This window comes from Methylobrevis albus (assembly GCF_015904235.1).
GTDB lineage: Bacteria > Pseudomonadota > Alphaproteobacteria > Rhizobiales > Pleomorphomonadaceae > Methylobrevis_A > Methylobrevis_A albus.
On sequence record NZ_JADZLT010000055.1, the window covers coordinates 95629 to 118358 of the forward strand.

Consider the following 22730-nt stretch of genomic DNA (forward strand, 5'->3'; position numbering starts at 1 on the left):
GTTCACGGGCGCTGCGATCAGGTCAGCAGGCCGCGCATCGGCCGGACGCCGGCGCTTTCGGGGAACACCACCTCGGAGAGCAGCCGTTCGGGCACGTCGAAGAGTTCGGCAATCACGCCCTTGCAGAGCGAGCGCAGGTCGAGGGTCGGCTTCAGGTCGCGGTTCTCGAACAGGTCGGCTTCGGCGAGGCCCGGCCAGTCGGCGATGATGCGCCCGCCCTTCACCCGGCCGCCGAGCAGGAAGGCCGTGGTGCCGGTGCCGTGGTCGGTGCCGTCGGTGCCGTTCTCGCGCGCGGTGCGGCCGAATTCGGTCACGACGAGCACAGCGGTCTCGCTCCAGACCGGGCCGAGCCCGGTGCGCAGGCCATCGAGGGCGACGTCGAGGCCGGCGAGCAGCCGGGCGAGGCGGCCGGTGCCGCCGCCCTCGTTGGCATGGGTGTCCCAGCCGTCGTAGCTGATCGCGGCGATGCGCGGCCCGTCGTCGGCGGCGATCAGGCCGGCGGTCGCATTGGCGAGCTGCACGAAGGTGCGCTGGGCCCGGTCGAGCGTGGCGTCGATGGTGGTCCCTCCCGCCATCGTCTGGGCCGCGAGCTGATCGAGGTCGGCGCCGGCGACGAGGGCGGCCTCCAGCGCCGGGTCGCGCGCGGCATAGAGCGCGGCGAGACGCTCGATCGTGTCGGCGCGGGCGGTGTCGCCCTCGGTCGGCGTCCAGGTCACGGTCGGCGCCGGGCCGCGCAGGATCAGCGGCACGGTGGCGCCGATGCCGAGGCCGCGCACCGGGGTCGCCGAGATCTGCTGGCCCCCCGCGGGCAGGATGCCGGCGAGGCGGTTGAGCCAGCCGGTGGCGAGATCGGGCCGCGGCGAGCCGTTCTCCAGCACGTCCTGGCCCTGGAAATGCGAGCGCTGGCGATAGGGCGTCGCGGCGGCGTGCACGATCAGCGCCTCGCCGCGGGCGACCATCGCGTGCAGCCGGGTCAGGCCGGGGTTGAGGCCGAAGAAGCCGTCGAGCGGCAGCACCGCGTGCTCCCCCTCCGCCTCGACGGCGATGTCGGGGCGCAGGCCCGCATAGTGCGGGTCGCCGACCGGGGGCACCGCGCCGAGCCCGTCGAGGGCGCCGCGCAGCACGATCACCACGAGGCGCGGATCGCGCGTGCCGGCGGCGCTGGCGAGCCGCGGCAGCATCACCGAGGCGGTGAGCGAGCCGACGCCGGCGAGGAACAGGCGGCGGCTCGGCTGGGCGAAGCGGCCGAAGGGGTCGTGGCCGTGCAGCATCGCGGGATCGATCGGCATGGTGGCTCTCCTCGGCGCGTCAGCGACGCTGGAATTCGGGGCTCATCAGGAACAGCGTCATCGCCTGCGCCCGCGATCCGGCACGGCGGATCGCGGTGCGGGTCTCGTCGGTGAGCGCGGTGCCGTAGAGGTCGTCGGCGAGCTCGATCGGCTGCTCGACGTCGGGGGCGCGAGCGATGATGCGCTCGGCGATGTCGAGGCGGTTGGTGATCGCGTCGGGCGCCAGCCAGTCGTCGCCGTCGATGGCATAGCCCTTCGGCGAGGGCGCGCCCCAGACCGGCTGGCCGAGCACCTCGAGGCTGCGGCGGGCGAACGAGACCGTGAAGTTGCTCGACGTCGCCCGCATCGCCGCGAGCATGAAGTCGATCGGCGGCCGCAGCTGGGCCGGCGGCGCGGCCCAGGCCTCGTCAGCGGCGACGAGGGTCGCGGCGACCTCGGCGAGGTCGCCGCCCGTGTCGAGGAAGCGGCGCTCGAGGCGTTCGGTGAGTGCCGCCGACGGCGTGCCAACGAAGGCGCGAACCAGCCGGTCGGCGACATTGCGGGCGGTTGCGGGATGGCGGGCGAGATCGGCGAGGATCGCCTCCGCCTGGCCGGCGCCGCCCTCCGGATAGCGCTTGCCGAGGATCACACGCGGCCCGGGCTCGTGGCGCCGCCTCTCGAAGCGGAACACGCCGACGTCGGGCTCTTTCGGATTCATGCCGAAGCTCCAGCCGGTCAGCGCCGCGGCGAGTTCGGTGACGTCCTCCTGGCCGAAGTTGCGCGGGCCGAGGGTGTGCAGTTCGAGCAGTTCGCGCGCGAAGTTCTCGTTGAGACCACGGCCGGGGCGGCGGCGGCCGAGCGCCGAGTTCGGCCCGGTCGAGGTGCGGTTGTCGAGATAGAGCAGCATCGCGGGATGCCGGGCGACGGCGAGCAGCATGTCGCCGAAGCGCCCGAGCGCGTGCGGCCGGATCGCCTCGCGCTCATAGGCGCCGCCGAGGGCGCCGATGAAGGACGACTTGACGGTGGAAACGGTGAAATGGTTGGTCCAGAAGCCGACGAGGCGCTCGGCAAAGCCGATCTCGACGGCGGCGGCGCGATCGAGCCGGGCGCGGACCTCGGTCTCGTAGGCGAGCCCGATCGGGCTCATGCCCTTGATCGCCGCCGCAAGTTCGGGCGTGAGCGACGCCATCCCGGCCTCGGACGAGCCCGCCGCGGCGGCGGCGATGTTCCGCGCCCGTACCGCCTGGCGCCGCAGGGTGACTTCGGCGATCACGTCGGGCAAGGACAGGATCGAGTCGACGTCGAGGGCGGCGGCGCCGGGACGGGCGATCTCCGCCGCCACCATTCCGCGCGGGTCGGCCTCGGCCATGGCGCGCTGGCCCGGCTTTGGGCCGAGCCCGAAGCGCGTCAGCGCGATGAGGCCGCCCCGGCCCGCCGCGTCCTGCGAAATGTCGGTCGCCAAAGTGGTTCGTCCTCGGGATGGATCATCGGCGGAAACGCCGCTTCATCCCCGACAGAGCACGCAACTGGTCCATTTCTATGGCGAGGCTCTGTGGCGATGCGGCGCTGCCGCGCCGAAACTCCGCGGCGTTCCGCGGCGGTCGGCGAAGGCCGGAGGATGCAGGCCGGCCCCTCCGGAAATGCATGTTGCAACGCACAATGAGGGATCTATAGTTTTCCGGATGCGGCCCGATCCGCCGGAGAAGCCCCCGCCCGCCGGCGCGCCGTGACGGGCAGCGGGCCATTCGACAGGGCCACAGTTGTGTGATCCCCGCCGGGCTTGGTAGGGATGCGAGGCGCCGGGTCCGCGGCGTCCGGATCGGCGACCGGTCCGCATCGGAGCAAGGCATGCTGGCGAATGAGTGGAACGGCCGCAAGGTCTGCTTCACGTCCGACATCTACAAGGTCGACGATCGCGAGCGGCTGCGGCTGCCCAATCCGCACGCCCTCAACGTCGAGTGGATCGCCAGCCTGTTCGCGCCGGTGTTCGCCGAGATCACCGGGGCGGCCGCCGAGACCGTCCTCGCCGACGACTATCCGGCACCGACGGCGCGGCTCGCCGCCTATCGCCGGCTCGGCCTCGAGTTCTCCACCGACGGTTGGGCGCGGTTGCATGCCGGGATCGACGATGCCTGGCTCTGCGAGCGCATCGGCGACCTCTTCGCCGGCAGCCTCGTCGTCGGCTTCGAGACCCCGCCCTATCTCGCCCGCATCCTGCGCGCCCAAGGCATCCCGCTGATCGACACCACGATCCACCCGGTGCGGTTCATGCCGGATTACGTGTTCGGCATGCGCTCCAACGTCCCCGATCTCCATGCCCGCCTCGGCGCCTTCGCGATGGCGGACGAGGCGATTCGCGACGAGGCACGCCTGTCGCGGGCCCGGTCCATCCGCGCCTTCCGGCGCGGCTGGCCGGAGGCTGGGGCCGCGGTGTTCTTCGGGCAGATCGCGGTCGACAGTTCGCTGATCGTCGACGGCCGGATGGCCGGGCTCGCCGACGTCACCCGGGCGCTCGCCGACCTGCGCGACACCTATCCGCACGTCTATTACCGGCCGCATCCGCACATCGAGCGGCGCCGCGCGGTCGAGGCCGCCGTCGCCGAGGTCGGGGGCATCACCTGGACCGAGGCCGCGGCCTACGACCTTCTCGCGGTCCCGACGGTCGCCGCCGTGGCGAGCCTCTCGTCGAGCGTGCTGCACGAGGCGCGCTATTTCGGCGTGCCGGCCCGGCGCGTGCTCGCCAACCGGGATCCCGCGCTCGACGGCGACACAGGGACCGGCCTGCCGGCCTTCCTGCCCATGCATCCCGACATCCTCGGCATCGCCGCCTGGCGCCATGTGCTCGGCGCCGCGCCGGCGCCAGCTCCGGGCGGCCGCCGCCTGCAGGACGGGGCGCTCAGGACGTCGATCAACATGACCTGGGGGCGCTGACGATGGCCGATTTCGACAGCCTCGTCGCCGAAGCCGACGGTGCGCGCGACCGCGGCGACTGGACCACCGCCGCCGCCGGCTACCGGGCGGCGCTGGCGCTCGATGCCGGTGCCGGGCCGATCTGGGTCCAGCTCGGTCACATGCTGAAGGAGGCCGGCCACTTCGAGGCGGCCGGCAAGGCGTATCGGGAGGCGCTGGAGCGGATGCCGCTCGACGCCGACCTGCACCTGCAGATGGGCCACTTCCTGCGCCGGATCGGGCGCCGCCGCGACGCGGCCGCCTACTACGAGCAGGCGACGGCGCTCGACCCGGGTCTGGGCGAGGCGGCGAGGCATTTTGCCGAACTCGTCGATGAACTCGTTGGCGAGGCGAACAGATGAATCGGGGCTTCTCGCAACCGCGAAATTCGTCCTTGACGAGGCGGGTGCGAAATCCGAGTGTGTGCCGGTTTTAGAAGGGGCGCGCGTGCGTTGATCGCTCGCGAATATTGCCGCACATGCCGTCATGATTAGGCGCAATTGTAAGTATCGCGCTTTGCTAAAGTATTTGGGCCGGGGCGGCGGCCATTCATGGAAGGACGGGTGGGACGAATGGAGACTGATATGATACGCGAGTCGCTTGCTCGCTCCCTCGACACCGAGAGCGCGGGACTTCGTGAGCTGGTCGAGAAATTCAACACTGACGAAAACTTCGCTTCCAGCCTCATCGCCGCCGTCGAACTGATCTCCAGCCGCAGCGGCCGGGTCATTCTTTCGGGCGTCGGCAAGAGCGGTCACATCGGGCGCAAGATCGCCGCGACCCTCGCCTCGACCGGCACGCCGGCCTACTTCGTCCACCCGACCGAGGCGAGCCACGGCGACCTCGGCATGATCGGGCCCGACGACGTCATCATCTGCCTGTCCTGGTCGGGTGAAACCGCCGAACTCGCCGCCGTCCTCACCTATGCCAAGCGCTTCCGCGTCGCGCTGATCGCGCTGTGCTCCAACGCCAACAGCACGCTCGGCCGCAACGCCACCGTGGCGCTGGCGCTGCCGAAGGCGCGCGAAGCGTGCCCGCACGGCCTCGCGCCGACGACATCGACGATCCTGCAACTCGCCATCGGCGACGCGCTGGCGATCGCGCTGCTCGAAAGCCGCGGCTTCTCGGCCAACGACTTCAAGGTCTACCACCCGGGCGGCAAGCTCGGCTCGCAGCTGCGCCTCGTCGGCGAACTGTCGCACGGCCCCGAGCGCATCCCGCTGCTCACCGTCGGCACGCCGATGAGCGAGGCCGTCGTGATGATGTCGTCGAAGGGCTTCGGCGTCGTCGGCATCGTCGAGAAGGACGGCACGCTCGCGGGCATCATCACCGACGGCGACTTGCGCCGCCACATGAGCCCCGACCTGCTGGCCCAGCCGGTGGAACTCGTCATGTCGGCGAGGCCGCGCACGGTGAAGCCCGACATGATCGCCAGCGCCGCGCTGGAAATGATGGAGTCGCAGAAGATCACGACGCTGTTCGTGGTCGGCGACAACGGCGTTCCCGTCGGCATCCTCCACATCCTCGACCTCCTTCGCGCCGGTGTCGCATGAGCCGCATTGCCATCATCATTCCTGCCCGCTACGCCTCGACCCGCTATCCGGCCAAGCCCCTCGCGCTGCTGCGCGGGGCCTCCGGCACGGCGCGCACGCTGCTCGCCCGGTCGATCGCCGCGGCGCGGGCCGCCGACCTCGGCGCCGACATCTATGTCGCGACCGATGACGAGCGGATCGCCGCCGAGGCCGAGAACTGCGATACCGCGGTGATCATGACCGACGCCGCCTGCCGCAACGGCACCGAGCGCGTGGCGCAGGCCGTCGAGCGGGCCGGGCTGGACGCCGAAGTGGTGATCAACCTGCAGGGCGACGCGCCGCTGACGCCGCCGCACTTCGTCACCGCGCTCGCCGCGGCGATGGACGCCGATCCGTCGGTGGGCGTTGCGACGCCGGTGCTGCGCTGCGACAAGGAAGCGCTCGAGAACTTCCTCGAGGACCGCCGCAACGGCCGCGTCGGCGCGACCACGGTGGTCGTCGCGAACACCGGCGACGCGCTCTACTTCTCCAAGGAAGTGCTGCCGTTCACCAACGGACGCAGCGAAGTCGACGGCATCGTGCCGGTATTCCACCATGTCGGCCTCTACGCCTACCGCCGCTCGGCGCTGGCCGCCTATGGCGGGTTCGCCCAGGGCCCGCTCGAGACGCTCGAGGGGCTGGAGCAGCTGCGCTTCCTCGAGAACGGCCATCCGGTCAAGGCCGTCGAGGTCGAGGCGCGCGGCGGGGCGTTCTGGGAGCTGAACAACCCGACCGACGTGCCGCTGATCGAAGGCTATCTCGCCAAGCTGGGCATCGACTGATCGTCCAGGACCATTGACTGCCCGCGCCGGGCGCGGGTCCCACGAGGATTTTTCGCATGACTGTCGAACCCAAGGTCGTGAAGGCTCGCGACGTCCAGTTTTCCAACGCGCTGCCGTTCGTCTTCATCTCCGGCCCGTGCCAGATCGAAAGCCGCGAGCACGCGTTCAAGATCGCGTCCTTCCTGAAGGCCGCCACCGACAAGGCCGGCATCCCCTTCATCTTCAAGGGCTCCTACGACAAGGCCAACCGCACCTCGCTGTCGGGCCAGCGCGGCATCGGCATCGACGAGGGCCTCAAGGTGCTCGGCGAAGTGCGTGACGAGTTCGGCTGCCCGGTGCTCACCGACATCCACGACATCGAGCAGACCCGGATCGCGGCGAAGGTCGTCGACATCATCCAGATCCCGGCGTTCCTCAGCCGCCAGACCGACCTGCTGCTCGCCGCCGGCGAGACCGGCGCCGTGATCAACGTCAAGAAGGGCCAGTTCCTCGCGCCCTGGGACATGGCGAACGTCGCGAGCAAGATCGCCTCGACGAGCAACGAGAACATCCTGCTCTGCGATCGCGGCACCTCGTTCGGCTACAACACGCTGGTGAGCGACTTCCGCGGCCTGCCGATCATGTCGCAGACCGGCTATCCGGTGGTGTTCGACGCCACCCACTCCGTGCAGGAGCCGGGCGGGCGCGGCGGATCCTCGGGCGGCAAGCGCGACTATGCGACGGCGCTCGCCCGCGCGGCGCTGGCCGTCGGCGCCGCGGCGATCTTCGCCGAAGCGCATGACGACCCGGACAACGCGCCGTCCGACGGTCCCAACATGCTGCCGCTCGAGTGGGTCGAGCCGTTCCTCGCCGACCTCAAGGCGATCGACGAGGTCGCGAAGAGCCGCAAGACGGGCTATGGTTTCTGATCACCGCTCGTGAGCGGACAGCTCGGAACTACGACGGGGAAAATCGTATGGCCGATGTCGCCGTGATGGACAATCAGAAGGAATCCGGGGTGAAGCCGTCTGATCAGGCAGTTGAAGCGACTGCGGAATCGAACGATTCCGTGGTCGTGATGTTCGATGCGGCCGGGGGGCCGGAGTCCGCCACGGAGGAGACGTCGCCGACGTCTCCCGCCGCGGTGGACCTCGAGCGGCCGGCCGCGGACGAGACCTTCGACGTGGCCGATCCGGCGGATTTCGTTGCGGACGAGCATCCCGACACGGGCGATGTCGACGAGGCTCCCGGCGACGCCGCCGATCCGGTGGATCTCGCTGCGGACGACGGCGCCGACGACCTCGGCAGCGACGACGCCGAAACCGGCGAGACGGACAGCGACGCCGCCGACGCCGAGGCGGTGGACGACGACGCGACCTATGAGGTGCCCGATCCGGCCGAGTTCGTCGCCGACGACGAGACGGATCCGGACGCCGGGACCGGTGACGCGACCGTCACCGACGAGGCGGCGGCCTTCGAGGCCGACGAGACGGCCGAAGCCGGAGAGACCGTGGCGGCTGCCGCGCCCGCGGGCAGCGCCGAGGCGGTCGCGGTTGCGGCCGCTGCGGCGGCGCGGTCGACGCGGGCGCTGCCGGCGCTCCGCACGATCTGGATCCTCGGCGCGCCGGTGGAACTCAGGCCGCTGATCGAGGCGGCGATGCCCGACCGGGTGTTCCGCTTCCTCCTGACGACGCAGCCGCTCGGCGAGCGGCGCGACCGCATCGTGCACTCGGCCGGTGCCTGCGTCGCGGCGTGGGGCGACGCGCGCACCTCGGATCTCGAGGAGTTCATCGTCGAGACCGGCGTACCCTTCGCCCGCCTCGGTCCCGCCGGCCTGCTCGGCCCGGCCACCGGCGGCCCGGGCCTGACGCCCTATGGCTTCTACCTCGACAAGACCCCGGCGCCGCCGGCGCTCGGCTCCTCGGCCGTGCGGACCCTGCGCCCGTCGCAGATGCGCACCGCCGCCGAGACGGCCAGGCTGCAGGCGCTGCTCGACGCCTATCTCAAGGCCGGCGTGACGCTCGCCAATCCGGGCTGCCGCGGCGTCGCGCCGCCGCGCTCGACGCGCCGCTCGGTGCTGATCGTCGCCGACGAGCAGGACGGCCTGCTCGCGCCGGCGTCGGCGAAGCGGTTCGCCGGCTACGGCGAACTGGTGCGCATCGCGCGCGAGCGCTTCCCGGGCTGGGAAATCAACTTCGTCACCAACTTCGACTATTTCATTCCCGACGCCGTGGTGTCGCAGGTCGTCGCCGGTGTCGACAACGTCATCCACGCGCCGTACAGCCCGCAACTGCTCGGCGGCTGTGAAGCCGTGCTCGTCCACAACAGCTTCGCCGGCTTCGACGCCGCGGCGCGCGGGATTTCCGTGGTCGCGATCGGCGACACGGACCTCGCCCGCGGGCTGGCCGAGAAGGTGCCGCCGCTCGATCTGTTCGCCGCCGTTTTCGCCGACGGCGTGCACTACGTCGACCCCGTCTCTTCGCGGGCCATCGAACTCTCCGATGCGATCGGTCTGATCGCCGCCCGCGCCGCCCAGAAGACGCCAGTCAAGCCGCGCGTCAGTGCCGCCTGGAGGGAGCCGGTCGCGCGGGCCCCGGCCGCCCCCGCCGCGCCGAAGCCGCAGCCGAGCGCCGCGGCGCCGGTCAGCATCAAGAAGTTGCTGGCGAACCTGCGCGTGCCCGACAAGAAGGCGCTCACCAAGGAGCAGGCGACGCAGCCGCGGCCGGCCGAGGGCGTCGCCCACATGGTGGTCCCGAACTGGCTCGCCGCCGAGCCCGCCGGCGAAGTGCCGACCGGCCGGCTGGTCGGTCTCGATTTCGACCTGCGCAGCGGCGACAACGCCTTCGTGCCGAAGGTTGAGGCGGTGATCGACCTCGTCCTCAACGACGACGCCGACGTCTCGGTCAGCGCCCGGCGCGTCGCCAATTTCGCGGCAAAGCAGCCCGAACTGTTCCTGCGCCTCGTGCGCGGCCGGCTCTCCCGGTTCGGCGCCCGCGCGGTGGTGATCCGCGACCTGCGCAATCCGGCCGTGCGCTTCTTCGCCCGGGCGGCGGGCTCGCTCGGCGTGCCGCGCATCTACCTGCCGATGAACGCCAGCGACATGCTCGACGACGAGGAGCGGCTGCAGCTCGAATCGCTGAGCTCGCTCGCCGACCTCGTACTCGCCTGGGACGAGGGCTACGGGGCGCTGCTCGAGCAGATCGGCTATCCCGCGGACCGCATCCTTGCGGTCGACGCCGGCGTCACCGCCGCCGTGGACGCCTCGGCGAACAACAGCATCCTCGTCTCGCTCGGCCAGCGCTGGGAGCGCAGCCGGAGCGAGGAGCCGAAGGATGCCGACGACTTCATCGTCGACCTGATCGAACTCGCCGACGCTTTCGGCTACGGGGTCGCCTTCCATCTCGGCAAGGAGTTCCTGAAGACGCTGCCCGATCGCGGGCTGCAGATCCTGCAGTCGGTGCCGAACGTCACCTTCGAGATCGAAGGCGCGGAGCTGCGCCCGTTCGACGAACTGCTGCTCGAATCGACCGTGGTTCTCTGCGATTCCCGGGCGATCCAGCGCCGCGTGCAGCAGATCGGGCTGCTCGGCGTGCTGCTGGCGCGCGATGCCGAAGCGGTGCCGGCCGGTCGCAACATCTGCCGCAATGCCGCCGAAGTGCGCTCGGCGCTCGCCGCCAGCCTCGACAACCTGCCGGCGGAGGGCGGCCCGGCCACCGGGTCGGACGCCGAGGCGCTCGACGAGGTGCTCGGCGAGCTGTTGTCGGGGGCTCGCACCGTGACGGTGCTGCCGCCGCCGGAAGAGCGGCTGCTTTCGGGCGGCAAGGTGCCGTTCGCGGTCGTCAGCAGCACGGTGCCGCTCGCCGAACTGCAGCGCACGCAGCGCCACCTGCTGCCGATGATCGGCGCCCGCCGCTGGGTGCGCACCACCGCGGCCACGGCGCTGTCCGAGATGATCGACATCGATCTCGTCGTGCAGTGGGGCATCCGCAGCAACGTCCAGAAGGAAGCGGTCGACCTCGCGCGTCGCCGCCTCGGCATCGGCCGGCTGCTGCTGGAAGACGGCTTCATCCGCTCGATCAACATCGGCCTGTCGGGCGATCCGACGTTGTCGGTGACGATGGACGACATGACGCCGTTCTATGACGCGACGCAGCCGTCGCGGCTCGAGACCATCCTCAACGACAAGAGCTTCGCACTCACGCCCGACCAGAAGGCGCGATCGCGCGCGGCGATCGAGCTGATCACCTCGCTGAAGGTGACGAAGTACAACTTCGCCCCCTACCGCCGCCTCGACCTCGGGGCGCCGGAGCGCAAGAAGATCCTCGTCGTCGACCAGCGCGGCGGCGACCAGTCGATCGAATCCGGTCTCGCCTCGCCGACCTCGTTCCAGGCGATGGTGATGGCGGCGATCGAGCTCAGCCGCGATCACGACGTGATCATCAAGACGCATCCCGACGCCAACATCGGCGGCAAGGACAGCGCCATCGGCCTCGCGACGCTGGAGTCGGCGCGCAACAATCCGGCGGTCACCGTCGTCACCGACGACATGAACCCCTATTCGCTGATCGACGTCGTCGACAAGGTGTTCGTCGTCACCTCGGGCCTCGGCTTCGAGGCGCTGATGGCGGGCAAGGAAGTCTGGTGCTTCGGCGTGCCGTTCTATGCCGGCTGGGGCCTCACCAAGGACCGGGTCAAGGTGCCGCGCCGCACGGCGAAGCGCACCATCGAGGACCTGTTCCACACCTTCTACATCACGCTGAGCCGCTACTTCGACCCGGTGGTCGAGCAGCCGTGCGAGGTCGAGCGCGTCGTCCAGTACATCGCCGACATCCGGCCGTGGCGGATGCCGGACGAGACGCTGACGCTCGGCGCGGCGGTGCGCGAGGAGGCGGGCGCGCTGTCGCCGGCCGAACTGCCGACGCCGCTGCAGGAGCAGCCGCTCGCCGCCGACGCCACGATCTGGGCGCTGAACTTCTCGCCGTGGAAGCGGGAGTACCTGCAGAACATCTTCAGCAACCACCGCATCGAGTTCGTCGACGCGGGGACGTCGATCCAGGACATCAGCGGCGCGATCCGCGGCTCGAACAACCCGGCCTTCGTGGTCTGGGGCCGCAGCACGCGGCCGGGCCTCAGCGTGCTGTGCCGGCGCTGGTCGATCCCGGTCTACCGCATGGAAGACGGCTTCGTGCGCTCGGTCGGCCTCGGCGCCGACAAGGTGCTGCCCTACTCGTTCTGCCTCGACAGCCGCGGCATCTACTTCGACGCGACGCAGCCGTCGGATCTCGAGGTGGTGCTGTCGAGCTTCGACTTCGCGGCCGAGCCGGATCTGGTCGAGCAGGCGGCCACCTTGCGCGAGATGATCGTCGCGCGCGGCCTCTCCAAGTACAACTTCCCCTATCCGAGCACCGAGGGCGGTCCGTTCGGCCCGAAGCGGGCGAAGCGGGTGCTGGTGATCGGCCAGGTCGAGGACGACGCGTCGATCGAGTTCGGCGGTCCGCCGGGCGGCGTCTCCAACAACGATCTCGTCCGGCTCGCCCGCGCCGAGAACCCCGACGCCCAGGTGATCTACAAGATCCACCCGGACGTGCTCGCCGGCCGGCGCGCCTACAACTCCGATCCGGCCGACGTCGCCGGGATCTGCGAGATCTCGTCGGGGCCGCTGTCGATGCACGACGCCTTCCACGAAGTCGACCACGTCTACACGATCACTTCGCTGGCGGGCTTCGAGGCCCTGATGCGGGGGATCAAGGTGACGACGGTCGGCGCGCCGTTCTACGCCGGCTGGGGCCTGACCGACACCCGCATGGCGACGCCGCGGCGGAACCGGCAGCTGACGATTGACCAACTCTTCGCGGGCGCCTATCTGCTCTATGCGAAGTATTGTGATCCGAAGACCGGTGCGGTGCTCGATCTTCGCACGGTGATCGAAGAAATCGAGAGCGAGCTTCAGCTGCTGGCCGACCCGGTGTTCGATGCCGGTCTGTTCGAAGCGGACGAGTGAGGGTCCGGCGCGGGATGAAGTCGCCGGGCCTTCCGAGGTGACAGGAATGCTGCATCGCGCCGCTGCGGGGGAAGCGGCGTGACGGCGTCGCCGCCAGCCGCGCAAGGAAAGTTGCAATACATGTCGATTGAAGCCAACGAGTCCCGATCGTCGCCCGACAGCAAATCCCCCGGCGACGTCGAGATCGCGGCCGTGCATGCCCGTGCCGTCGAGGCGTTCGGCCGCAAGGACTGGCCGGCGGCGGCGGCACTGTTCGACGAGGTCGACCAGTGGGTCGCCGCGAAGAAGCCGGGCGCCCGCAAGGGACCGAAGGGCGAGCTCAAGGCCTATCGCTTCCTGCGCGCCGCGGCCCAGACCCGGGCCAGGCTGGACGCGGTTGCGCCGGAGGAGCGCGCGCGCTTCCTCGCGGGGCAGGCGAAGCTGGTCCAGCCCGGAAACTTCAATCCCGAAGACCTCGCCGGTCTCGCCGAGACGCTCGACATCCTGGCGAGCGATCCGGCCTACGCGCCGTTCCTCGACCGCGACGCGCTGGCGTCCGCGATGGCGGCGCTGTCGACGCGGGTCGCCAAGATCGACGGCAAGCTGGTGACGGCCGGCGGCGCGCCGCGGTTCCGGCCGGCCGTGCTCAAGGCCGTGCGCGATGCGCTGAGCCGGCTGCCCGAGGCGCCGCCGATCACGACGATCGCGCCCGCGCACTGGCTGGTGATCAGCTACATCCTGATCCTTGCCCTCGACCCGAGCCTCGGCCACTGGGCGCGCGGCCAGGCCTTGCAGGCGGCCCTCGACGACTCCTGTCCGGTGGATTCGCGCGCCGCCATCCGCCTCAAGGCGAGCGCCCATGCCGAAGTCGGCGACGGGGAGGGCCTCGACCGCGTGGTGGCCGCGCATCCGGTGGTGGCCAAGGACATGCGGTTCATCCGTGTCTATCTCGCGCGCGAACGCCCCCAGCCCGGGCCGCTGCTGCCGGGGACGGAGGAGATCTCGGCGTTCATCCGCGGCCATTCGGTGGCGATGGTCGGTCCGGCGAACACCGGACTGGCGAATGGCGCCGAGATCGACGGGTTCGATGCCGTCGTGCGCATGAACTACCGCGGCCTCGACGGCTTTCCGCCCGAGGTGTTCGGCACGCGCACCGATATCTCCTATTACGTGAACGGGCTGCTTTCGAAGGAGTACGAGCGGACGCTCGCGGTGCTCGACGACCTGCGCTTTGCCATCATTCCGATGGGGCGCAAGATCGAGGGCGTCAAGCGGGTGAAGTTTCCGCCCAACCTGATCGCGGGCCGCAAGGATACGCCGTTCTTCGCCGGTACCCCGAACGCCTTCCAGCGCTACATCTTCGATTTGTTCCACTATGGCGCCAGCCGGATCAAGATCTTCAATGGCAACATGTGGCTGGACCGGAACCCGACGAACCCGGCATATCACAAGGGCCATTTCCTCAATTTCAACCTGCCCTTCGTCTTCATCCGTCACGACATCGTGTCGAACTTCGTCTTCCTGAAGCGCATGCTGGAGCGGGGCTACATCGAGGTCGATGCCGTGCTGCACGACATCCTGTCGATGGACGTCGAGCACTACGTGCGCGAGATGATCGCCACACACGGGACGCCGCCGCCCGGCAACGCCTCGTAACGCACATGGATTTTCTGCATGACCGAAACGAATGAGCCGCGCCGGACCGCCGTCGTCGTCAATGACACCCGCGTCCAGCGTCACTACGGCTGCGAGGCCGTGATGACGACGATCGCGACGATGCTCGAGCGGCAGGGGATCGACGTGATCCGCTATCAGGCGGTGAACCGGCCGTGGAACGAGGACGACGCGTTCCTCGAGTCCGCCGCGGCGGCCGACATCGTCATCGTCAACGGCGAGGGCAGCATTCACCACGCCAACGCCAAGGCGCAGACGCTGTCGAGCCTCGGCACCGTCTGCAAGACCCAGTTGCGCAAGCCGAGCATCCTGCTGAACGCGACGCTGTTCGCCAACGACGAGGCCGTCTACCGCGGCGTCGCCGATTTCGACGCCGTGGTCGTGCGCGACCGGGCGAGCATCGCGGAGGCGGCCGGGTTCGGGGTGACGGACGTCGGCTACTGCCCGGATTTCTCGATGTTCCACGATTTCGGCGGACTGCGCACGGTGACCGCGCCGTCGACGCCGCCGAAGGTCGGCTTCACCGATTCGGTCGTCACGTCGGCACGCGACCTTCTGCAGGAGATCGCCGAGAAGCGCGGCTTTTCGGACGCGAGCATTCGATTCGCCAAAGGCCAGGGCAAGGGCATCCGGCATTATGCGGAGGTGCTCGGCGGCCTCGACCTGCTGGTGACCGGGCGGTTCCACTCGGTCTGCTTCGCGCTCGCGACGCGGACCCCCTTCATCGCCGTCGAATCCAACACGCCGAAGATCACCAACGTGCTCAATGACATCCTCGGCTCCGCCGACCGGGTCGTCGCGGCAAAGACGCTGAAGAAGCTGGATCTCGTCCCCTACGTGACCTGGACCGAGGCGGAAAACCAAGCGCTCGACCGGTTCTTCGCCGCCAAGGCCGACCTCTACGGCGCCGTCGAACGCCGCATCGGCGAGCTCGCGGCGACGGCGTCGGCGCTTTCGCCGAGTTGATACGCAGTTTTGCGGTCTCTGCAGAGGTCGATCCCGCCGTCTTTCATTGACCTCGCAGCGATTCATCCGCAATGATGAGTGCTGCTCAGATGATTTGAGGCGGCTCCGGGTCGGTTAACGCTGGTTAATCTCTTTCGCGATGCCGCCGATCGGGCCCGGTCGGCATCGGACCGGGCAACCTTGGAACGAGATCATGACCGTCTTCCAGGCTGCGCTCGACACGATCGAACGTTTGAAGATGCGGCAGACGCCCGACGAGATACTCGGTGATCTCCAGTCGGTGTCGAACAGCGTCGGCTTCGACGGGTTCATGATGACCGGCTTGCCGGACCCCGGCGACAAGATCGACGGCTACCTGCTGCTGAAGGGCTGGAACCAGGCCTGGACCGAGCGCTACCTCGCGCGCGACTTCGTGCAGCACGATCCGGTCGTCGCCATGGTGCGCTCGACGACGCGGCCCTTCATGTGGAGCGAGGCCACCGCCGCGGCGGAGCCGACGCCGCTCGGCGCCGCCGTGATGAACGAGGCGGCGGAATTCGGCCTGCTCACCGGTCTCTCGGTGCCGATCTATTCCACCACGGGCTTCCAGGCGGTCGTCTCGTTCGCCGGTGGCAAGATCGACATCTCCGGCGAGCACAAGAGCATGCTCCACCTCGTCGCGATCTACGCCCACAACCAGCTGCGCGAATGCTACGCTCGCGATTCCGCCGCCGATCGCCGCTCGCGCCGCGGCCGGCTGTCGCCGCGCGAGATCGAGTGCCTGCGCTGGGCCGCGAACGGCAAGACCTCGTGGGAAATCGCGCAGATCCTCAACATCTCCAACCACACCGCCGACGGCTACCTCACCTCGGCGACGCGCAAGCTGCACGCGGTCAACCGCATCCAGGCGGTCGCGGAAGGGTTTCGGCGCGGGCTGATCCACTGACGGGTGAGATGGCAGCGTAAGGCGATGCGGGGCAGGGCGGCGTATGGACTGCGCCTCTTGGCCGGGTTCGGCGGTTTGCAATCGATGGCCGCGGGAGCCGGATTCCCCCTAGTCTTGCGATAGGAGAGACGATCAAGGGGGTCCGTCTTTTAGGCTGACCTCGCCGGAGGAATGTCAGTCCGGACTTGCCAATATCGCGGCCGAGTATCGCGGCCATCGCGCCCGGCCTCGCCCTTCGAGACAGCCGCTGCGCGGCTTCCTCAGGGTGAGGCCTTCGAGACGTTCTCCCTGGATCGCGAGGATTTGTCCTTTTCCGTCATCCTGAGGACGCCGCGCAGCGGCTGTCTCGAAGGGGGGGAAAAGCCGGGGCATTGGTGGGCCCGCTCCCCGCGGCCTCCCTGTTTCCAGCCGTGTCGCGCGTCCTGCGGTATCGTCCTCCCCCGAGCCGTCGTCACTCCGCGTAGCGAATTCACGGCCCGAAATGGCCGGAACGACCACCACGACCGGCCGCGTCGCACGAGCCGTGCCCGCACGCCGTCGGTCAGCCGGGGTGAGTCGCCGCGCTCCTGCTTCGTCCCGCGCCCATCGCATGGGTCGCGCGGCCTGCGGCGCCCGCTATGTTACAAAATCGTTAACGCTCGCCGTGTGGATTGCGGGCATAACCCGCCGGGGTCGCGGGTGCTTGATCCTGCGACGGGATTCGTCGTCCTCCCACCACCGCGTGCCTCCTACAATCCTGCCTCCATGCAGACCAGTAAGGAGGCACGTCATGGTCCATGTCATCAGTGCAGACAATGCCCACCGCTACACCGAGGTCCTCGAGGCCTGTCATCGGCTGCGGCACCGCATCTTCGTCGAAAAGCGGGGCTGGACGGACATCGCCCGCGACGACGGCCGGGAGATCGATCAGTTCGACACCGCGGCGGCGGTGCATTTCGCCGCCGTCGGAGAGGACGGCGAGGTGCTCGCCTATGCGCGCATCCTGCCGACCACCGGGCCGCACCTGCTCAGCGACGTCTACCCCTGGCTCTGCCAGCGCGCCGAAATCCCGCGTGGGCCGCATATCGTGGAGTGGACGCGCCACTGCGTCGACACCGACCGGCTGTCGGGGCAGGCGGCGGTGCAGGCGAGCAACGAGCTGATCCTCGCGGTGCTCGAATGGTGCGAGGCGCGCGGCATCAGCCATGCGACCTGCCAGGGCGATCCGCTGTGGATCACCCGCACGCTGCAGCTCGGCTTCGGCGTCGATCCGCTCGGCCTGCCGCAGATGGTCGGCGATGAGCTGGTGGTCGCGCTGCTGTTCGAGATCGGCGAGCGGGCGATCAAGCGGACGCGGGCGGTGTGCGGACGGCGCGGCGCGCGGCGGCCGGAACGGGCGCCAATGGCCCCTCAGCTGCCGGAACTCGCGCTGCACGTCTGAACTTCCCGATCGGCGGCGGGCGGACTGCCGCCGATCCGGGCTGCGCCAAGGATTTCCCTTTTGCTTCAAACCCCTGCGCAGCTGTCATGCGCAGGGGGTGGCACGGCGCGTGCATGTGCGATGGCGAATCCTTGGGCACTTTGCGCTGCGCCGCAAACGCGATAAGGAAGCGTCGAGGATATCGCAGTAGCGAGGGGGATAGGGCGTGGCGATCACCAAGATTCTGGTGGCGAACCGGTCGGAAATCGCGATCCGCGTGTTCCGGGCGGCCAATGAACTCGGCCTGAAGACGGTCGCCGTCTTCGCGGAAGAAGACAAGATCGCACTGCATCGATTTAAGGCCGACGAGGCCTATCAGATCGGCAAGGGCCTCGGCCCGATCGAGGCTTATCTCTCGATCCCCGAAGTGATCCGCGTCGCCCGCGAGTCCGGCGCCGACGCGATCCATCCCGGCTACGGCCTCTTGTCGGAGAGCCCGGAGTTCGCCGAGGCCTGCGCCGACGCCGGCATCATCTTCATCGGCCCGTCGCCCGACACCATGCGCCAGCTCGGCAACAAGGTGGCGGCGCGCAACCTCGCCATCGAAGCCGGCGTGCCGGTGATGCCGGCGACCGAGCCGCTGCCCGACGACCCCGAGGCGGTGAAGGCCGCGGCGAAGGCGATCGGCTATCCGGTGATGCTGAAGGCGTCCTGGGGCGGCGGCGGGCGCGGCATGCGCGTCATCCGCGACGAGGCCTCGCTGCTGAAGGAAGTGGTGACGGCGAAGCGCGAGGCGCGCGCCGCCTTCGGCAAGGACGAGGTCTATCTCGAGAAGCTGGTCGAGCGGGCCCGCCACGTCGAGGTGCAGATCCTCGGCGACAAGCACGGCAACGTCGTCCACCTGTTCGAACGCGACTGTACCGTGCAGCGCCGGCACCAGAAGGTGGTGGAGCGCGCCCCCGCGCCGTACCTCACCGAGGCGCAGCGCAAGGAGATCACCGACCACGGCATCGCGATCGGCCACGCGACCAATTACTACGGCGCCGGCACCGTCGAATTCCTGATGGATAGCGACACCGGCCAGTTCTATTTCATCGAGGTGAACCCGCGCATCCAGGTCGAGCACACCGTCACCGAGGAGGTGACCGGCATCGACATCGTCAAGGCGCAGATCCACATCCTCGAGGGCGCGGTGATCGGGTCGCCGGAATCGGGCGTGCCGACGCAGGAGAACATCCAGCTCAACGGCCACGCCCTGCAGTGCCGCATCACCACCGAGGATCCCGAGCAGAACTTCATCCCCGACTACGGCCGCATCACCGCCTATCGCGGCGCGACCGGCTTCGGCATCCGCCTCGATGGCGGCACGGCCTATGCGGGGGCGGTGATCACCCGCTTCTACGATCCGCTGCTCGAAAAGATGACGGCGTGGGCGCCGACGTCGGAGGAAGTGATCAAGCGCACGCTGCGCGCGCTGCGCGAGTTCCGCATCCGCGGCGTCGCGACCAACCTCACCTTCCTCGAAAACATCATCAGCCACCCGAAATTCCAATCTAACCGCTACACGACCCGGTTCATCGACGAGACGCCGGAGCTGTTCGTCAGCGTGAAGCGGCGCGACCGCGCCACCAAACTGCTGACCTATATCGCCGACGTCTCGGTCAACGGCCATCCGGAGACGCGCAAGCGGCCGAAGCCGAAGGCCGAGGTCAAGGTCGTGGTGCCGAGCTTCAACGGCGCGGTGCAGCCGGGCACCCGCGATCTGCTCGTCGCGCGCGGCCCCGAAGCGCTGGCGAAGTGGATGCGCGAGCAGGACCGTGTGCTCGTCACCGACACGACGATGCGCGACGGCCACCAGTCGCTGCTCGCGACCCGCATGCGCTCCTACGACGTCGCCGCGGCGGCGGAAGCCTATGCCCGCGGCCTGCCGGGGCTGTTCAGCCTCGAGTGCTGGGGCGGCGCCACCTTCGACGTCGCGATGCGCTTCCTGACCGAGGATCCGTGGGAGCGGCTGGCGGCGGTGCGCGAGAAGGCGCCGAACATCCTGCTGCAGATGCTGCTGCGCGGCTCGAACGGCGTCGGCTACACCAACTATCCCGACAACGTGGTGCGCTACTTCGTCAACCAGTCGGCGGCGGCCGGCATCGACGTGTTCCGCGTCTTCGACTGCCTGAACTGGGTCGAGAACATGCGCGTCGCGATGGACGCGGTGCTCGATACCGGCAAGGTCTGCGAGGCGGCGATCTGCTACACCGGCGACATCCTCGACCCGTCGCGCGCGAAATACGATCTCAAGTACTACATCGCGCTGACCAAGGAATTGGAGCGCGCCGGCGCCCACGTCATCGGCATCAAGGACATGGCCGGCCTGATGAAGCCGGCCGCGGCGCGGGTGCTGTTCAAGGCGCTGCGCGACTCGACCGACCTGCCGCTGCACTTCCACACCCACGACACCTCCGGCATCGCGGCGGCGAGCGTGCTCGCGGCCGTCGACGAGGGTGTCGATGCGATCGACGCGGCGATGGACGCCTTCGCCGGCAACACCTCGCAGCCCTGTCTCGGCTCGATCGTCGCGGCGCTCGCGGGCAGCGCCCGCGACACCGGGCTCGACCAGGCGGCGATCCGGCGGATTTCGTTCTACTGGGAATCCGTGCGCTCGCTCTACGCGGCCTTCGAGAGCGACCTCAAGGGGCCGGCCTCGGAAGTCTACCTGCACGAGATGCCGGGCGGCCAGTTCACCAACCTGAAGGAACAGGCCCGCTCGCTGGGCCTCGAGGCGCGCTGGCACGAAGTCGCGCAGATGTATGCCGACGTCAACCAGATGTTCGGCGACATCGTCAAGGTGACGCCGTCGTCGAAGGTCGTCGGCGACATGGCGCTGCTGATGGTCTCCTCGGGCCTGACGCCGTCGGACGTGATGGATCCGGGCAAGGACGTCGCGTTCCCCGAGAGCGTCGTGCAGATGTTCAAGGGCGACCTCGGTCAGCCGCCGGGCGGCTGGCCGGCGGATCTTTCGAAGAAGATCCTGAAGGGCGAGGAGCCGGTGCTGGTGCGCCCCGGCTCGCTGCTGCCGCCCGCCGATCTCGACGCGGTGCGCGCCGAGGCGTCCGAAAAGCTCGGCCAGCCGCTCAGCGACGCCGATCTCGCCTCGTATCTGATGTACCCGAAGGTGTTCAGCGACTACGCCCGCGCCCGTGACACCTACGGCCCGACCGGGGCGCTGCCGACCAGCGTCTACTTCTACGGCATGACGCCGGGCGGCGAGCTCACCGTGGAGCTCGAGCGCGGCAAGGCGCTGGTGATCATCTGCCAGGCGATCGGCGAGCCCGACGACGACGGCATGGTGCGGGTGTTCTTCGAGCTCAACGGCCAGCCGCGCATGGTGCGCGTGCCCGACCGCGCCCGCGCCGCCACCGGCAAGGGCGTCAAGCGCAAGGCGGAAGAGGGCAACGCCAACCACGTCGCGGCGCCGATGCCCGGCGTCGTCTCGACCATGGCGGTGAAGGCCGGCCAGAAGGTCTCGGCCGGCGACGTGCTGCTCTCGATCGAGGCGATGAAGATGGAAACCTCGATCCACGCCGAACGCGACGGCACCATCGCCGAGGTGGTGGTGGCGGCCGGGGCGCAGATCGACGCGAAGGACCTTCTCGTGGTCTACGCGGGGTGAGGCGAGGCGGGCGCGCTGCGGCGCGCCCGGGTTGGAGGTGCGGGGCTGTGCCGTGTGGCCTCCCCCCTCCCTGTCCCTCCCCCGCTTCGCAGGAGAGGGGACGATGGGCGATGGGCCTTTCGCGAAACGAAATCCGCGCCTAACCGAAGTGCCGGTGAGACGAGCGCACTAGCCTCCTGCGTCCCCTCTCCTGCGAAGCGGGGGAGGGACAGGGAGGGGGGAGGCCCCACGGCACGACCGAACCTCAGTTCAGCGCCGCGATCCACAGATTCAGCACGCTCGCGAACGCGATCCACGCCAGATATGGCGCGAGCAGCAGGGCGGCGTTGCGGCTGATCGGGGCGAAGGCGAACATGGTGCCGACGACCGCGGCGATCAGCGCGATGATCACCAGCACGCCGCCCCAGGGGCTCTGCAGGCCGAAGAACACCACCGACCAGGCGACGTTGAGCACCAGCTGCACGGCGAAGGCGAGGAAGGCGAGGCGGCGTTGCGGCGCGGGGGCGGGCGCCTTCCAGACCAGCCAGACCGCCAGCGCCATCATCGTGTAGAGCACGGTCCAGACCGGGCCGAACACCCCGTTCGGCGGGTTGAACGGCGGCTTGCGCAGCGTCTCGTACCAGCCCGGGATCGCCGGCGCGGTGACGAGGCCGCCGATCGCCGCCGCCGCGTAGCAGATCGCGAGGGCGATGCCGAGGGCGACGAGGGACCGGTTTGCTTCGCTCATCATCGCATCCTTGGTTGCCGGCCCGGACGTCGGCGTCCGGGCGGCGATCGTCGGCGGGTCGCCGAAAGCCCGACCTTATTCGAAGGTCTCGTCGGGATACACGCCCCACAGCGCCGTCTGGGCGATCCAGCCGTCGAAGCCGCGGCCGTCGATGTGGCACCAGCGGCCGTCGCAGCCGGAAACGTTGCCCTGGACGCCGGGTTCCAGCTGGGCGGCGATCGCCGCGCTCTGCGCGGCGCTGGCATAGATCGCGACCGGTGTGCCGGACTTGTCCCACGGCGCGACGATGGCGGTGCGCACGCCCGAGAGTAGGGCATGGAACACCCAGCCCTCGGCGCCCTCGTAGTCGCGGATGCGGCGCCAGTTGTCGAATTCCTGCGTCACCTCGACCGGCATGCCCGCGCGCACATAGCGCCAGGCGACGCCATGCTCGCGGCTCGGGCCGACGCGCACGTTGACGTTGTCGGATTTCAGGCTGACGAAGCGGGGAATGCGCAGGCCGGTGGCCGCACCCTTGCGATAGTTTTCGGCCCCGGCCGGCTGGTCCTGGGCGCGCGCGGGCGCTGGCGGCGCCACCACGGTGACGAGGGCTGCGGCGAGGAGAACGGCGAGAAACTTCGGCAGGCAGGTCATCTCGATCCGTCTGGTGTCAGGGCGGGAAGCGACACGGTGTCGCCCGTCGAGGGGCGCCGGCAACGCGCGGCGGGCGGAAGGCGGAACGTCCGGCCGGACGCCGTGCCCGCCCCGTGGGACAAAACCGCGGGAAACCGGCAACCGCCGGCGGCGGCCCCGCCCGGAGATCCGCGCGCCGGCCGCGGCACCGGGCGGGACCAGTGTCCCGCC

At 69.5% G+C, this 22730-nt stretch carries 15 protein-coding genes; 11 read left to right on the plus strand and 4 right to left on the minus strand.

The genetic code is table 11. The annotated features are described in order from the left end of the window. Positions 1-17 precede the first annotated feature (17 nt). Both I5731_RS17210 and I5731_RS17215 read right to left on the minus strand, forming a co-directional pair. A complete protein-coding gene (locus I5731_RS17210; RefSeq protein WP_235981874.1) occupies positions 18-1289 on the minus strand; it encodes a DUF1501 domain-containing protein in 1272 nt (423 codons plus the stop codon). Between the two features lie 19 nt (positions 1290-1308). Next, positions 1309-2730, minus strand: a complete 1422-nt coding sequence (locus tag I5731_RS17215; RefSeq protein WP_197312647.1) for a DUF1800 domain-containing protein — start codon at positions 2728-2730, stop codon at positions 1309-1311. A gap of 386 nt (positions 2731-3116) precedes the next feature. On the opposite strand from I5731_RS17215, the gene I5731_RS17220 reads away from it, so the two are divergent. The 11 genes from I5731_RS17220 to pyc all read left to right on the plus strand — a co-directional run bounded on the left by I5731_RS17220 (position 3117) and on the right by pyc (position 21160). Then, positions 3117-4199: a hypothetical protein gene (locus I5731_RS17220; protein WP_197312648.1), complete on the plus strand. Its 1083-nt coding sequence runs from the start codon at positions 3117-3119 to the stop codon at positions 4197-4199. Positions 4200-4201: 2 nt separating this feature from the next. Beyond that, positions 4202-4579: a tetratricopeptide repeat protein gene (locus I5731_RS17225; RefSeq protein ID WP_197312649.1), complete on the plus strand. Its 378-nt coding sequence runs from the start codon at positions 4202-4204 to the stop codon at positions 4577-4579. 222 nt (positions 4580-4801) lie between these two features. Further along, positions 4802-5770 carry a KpsF/GutQ family sugar-phosphate isomerase gene (locus I5731_RS17230; protein ID WP_235981876.1) on the plus strand — a complete coding sequence of 323 codons (969 nt, stop codon included), beginning with the start codon at positions 4802-4804 and terminating at the stop codon, positions 5768-5770. Further along, the gene (locus I5731_RS17235) at positions 5767-6570 is read left to right on the plus strand and encodes a 3-deoxy-manno-octulosonate cytidylyltransferase (RefSeq protein ID WP_197312651.1); all 804 of its coding nucleotides are present in this window, start codon (positions 5767-5769) and stop codon (positions 6568-6570) included. The genes I5731_RS17230 and I5731_RS17235 overlap by 4 nt, the downstream gene beginning before the upstream one ends. A 56-nt stretch (positions 6571-6626) precedes the next feature. Then, positions 6627-7478 (plus strand): 3-deoxy-8-phosphooctulonate synthase, encoded by an 852-nt coding sequence (gene kdsA, locus I5731_RS17240; protein WP_197312652.1) that lies wholly within the window; start codon positions 6627-6629, stop codon positions 7476-7478. Between the two features lie 47 nt (positions 7479-7525). Beyond that, on the plus strand, positions 7526-12550 hold the full coding sequence (locus I5731_RS17245) for a capsular polysaccharide export protein, LipB/KpsS family (RefSeq protein ID WP_197312653.1): 5025 nt from the start codon (positions 7526-7528) through the stop codon (positions 12548-12550). 120 nt (positions 12551-12670) lie between these two features. Then, complete coding sequence (locus I5731_RS17250; RefSeq protein WP_197312654.1) at positions 12671-14185, plus strand: glycosyltransferase family 29 protein; 1515 nt, start codon at positions 12671-12673, stop codon at positions 14183-14185. An 18-nt stretch (positions 14186-14203) separates the two neighbouring features. Continuing rightward, the gene (locus tag I5731_RS17255) at positions 14204-15169 is read left to right on the plus strand and encodes a polysaccharide pyruvyl transferase family protein (RefSeq protein WP_197312655.1); all 966 of its coding nucleotides are present in this window, start codon (positions 14204-14206) and stop codon (positions 15167-15169) included. 193 nt (positions 15170-15362) lie between these two features. Beyond that, the gene (locus tag I5731_RS17260) at positions 15363-16094 is read left to right on the plus strand and encodes a LuxR family transcriptional regulator (RefSeq protein ID WP_197312656.1); all 732 of its coding nucleotides are present in this window, start codon (positions 15363-15365) and stop codon (positions 16092-16094) included. A 769-nt stretch (positions 16095-16863) separates the two neighbouring features. Then, the gene (locus I5731_RS17265) at positions 16864-17514 is read left to right on the plus strand and encodes an acyl-homoserine-lactone synthase (RefSeq protein ID WP_197312657.1); all 651 of its coding nucleotides are present in this window, start codon (positions 16864-16866) and stop codon (positions 17512-17514) included. 205 nt (positions 17515-17719) lie between these two features. Continuing rightward, positions 17720-21160 carry a pyruvate carboxylase gene (pyc, locus tag I5731_RS17270; protein ID WP_197312658.1) on the plus strand — a complete coding sequence of 1147 codons (3441 nt, stop codon included), beginning with the start codon at positions 17720-17722 and terminating at the stop codon, positions 21158-21160. 244 nt (positions 21161-21404) lie between these two features. On the opposite strand, the gene I5731_RS17275 is transcribed toward pyc, so the two are convergent. Next, on the minus strand, positions 21405-21887 hold the full coding sequence (locus I5731_RS17275) for a TspO/MBR family protein (protein WP_235981877.1): 483 nt from the start codon (positions 21885-21887) through the stop codon (positions 21405-21407). A gap of 75 nt (positions 21888-21962) precedes the next feature. Then, positions 21963-22520, minus strand: coding sequence for an SH3 domain-containing protein (locus I5731_RS17280; protein WP_197312660.1), 558 nt, complete (start codon positions 22518-22520; stop codon positions 21963-21965). Between the last annotated feature and the right edge of the window lie 210 nt (positions 22521-22730).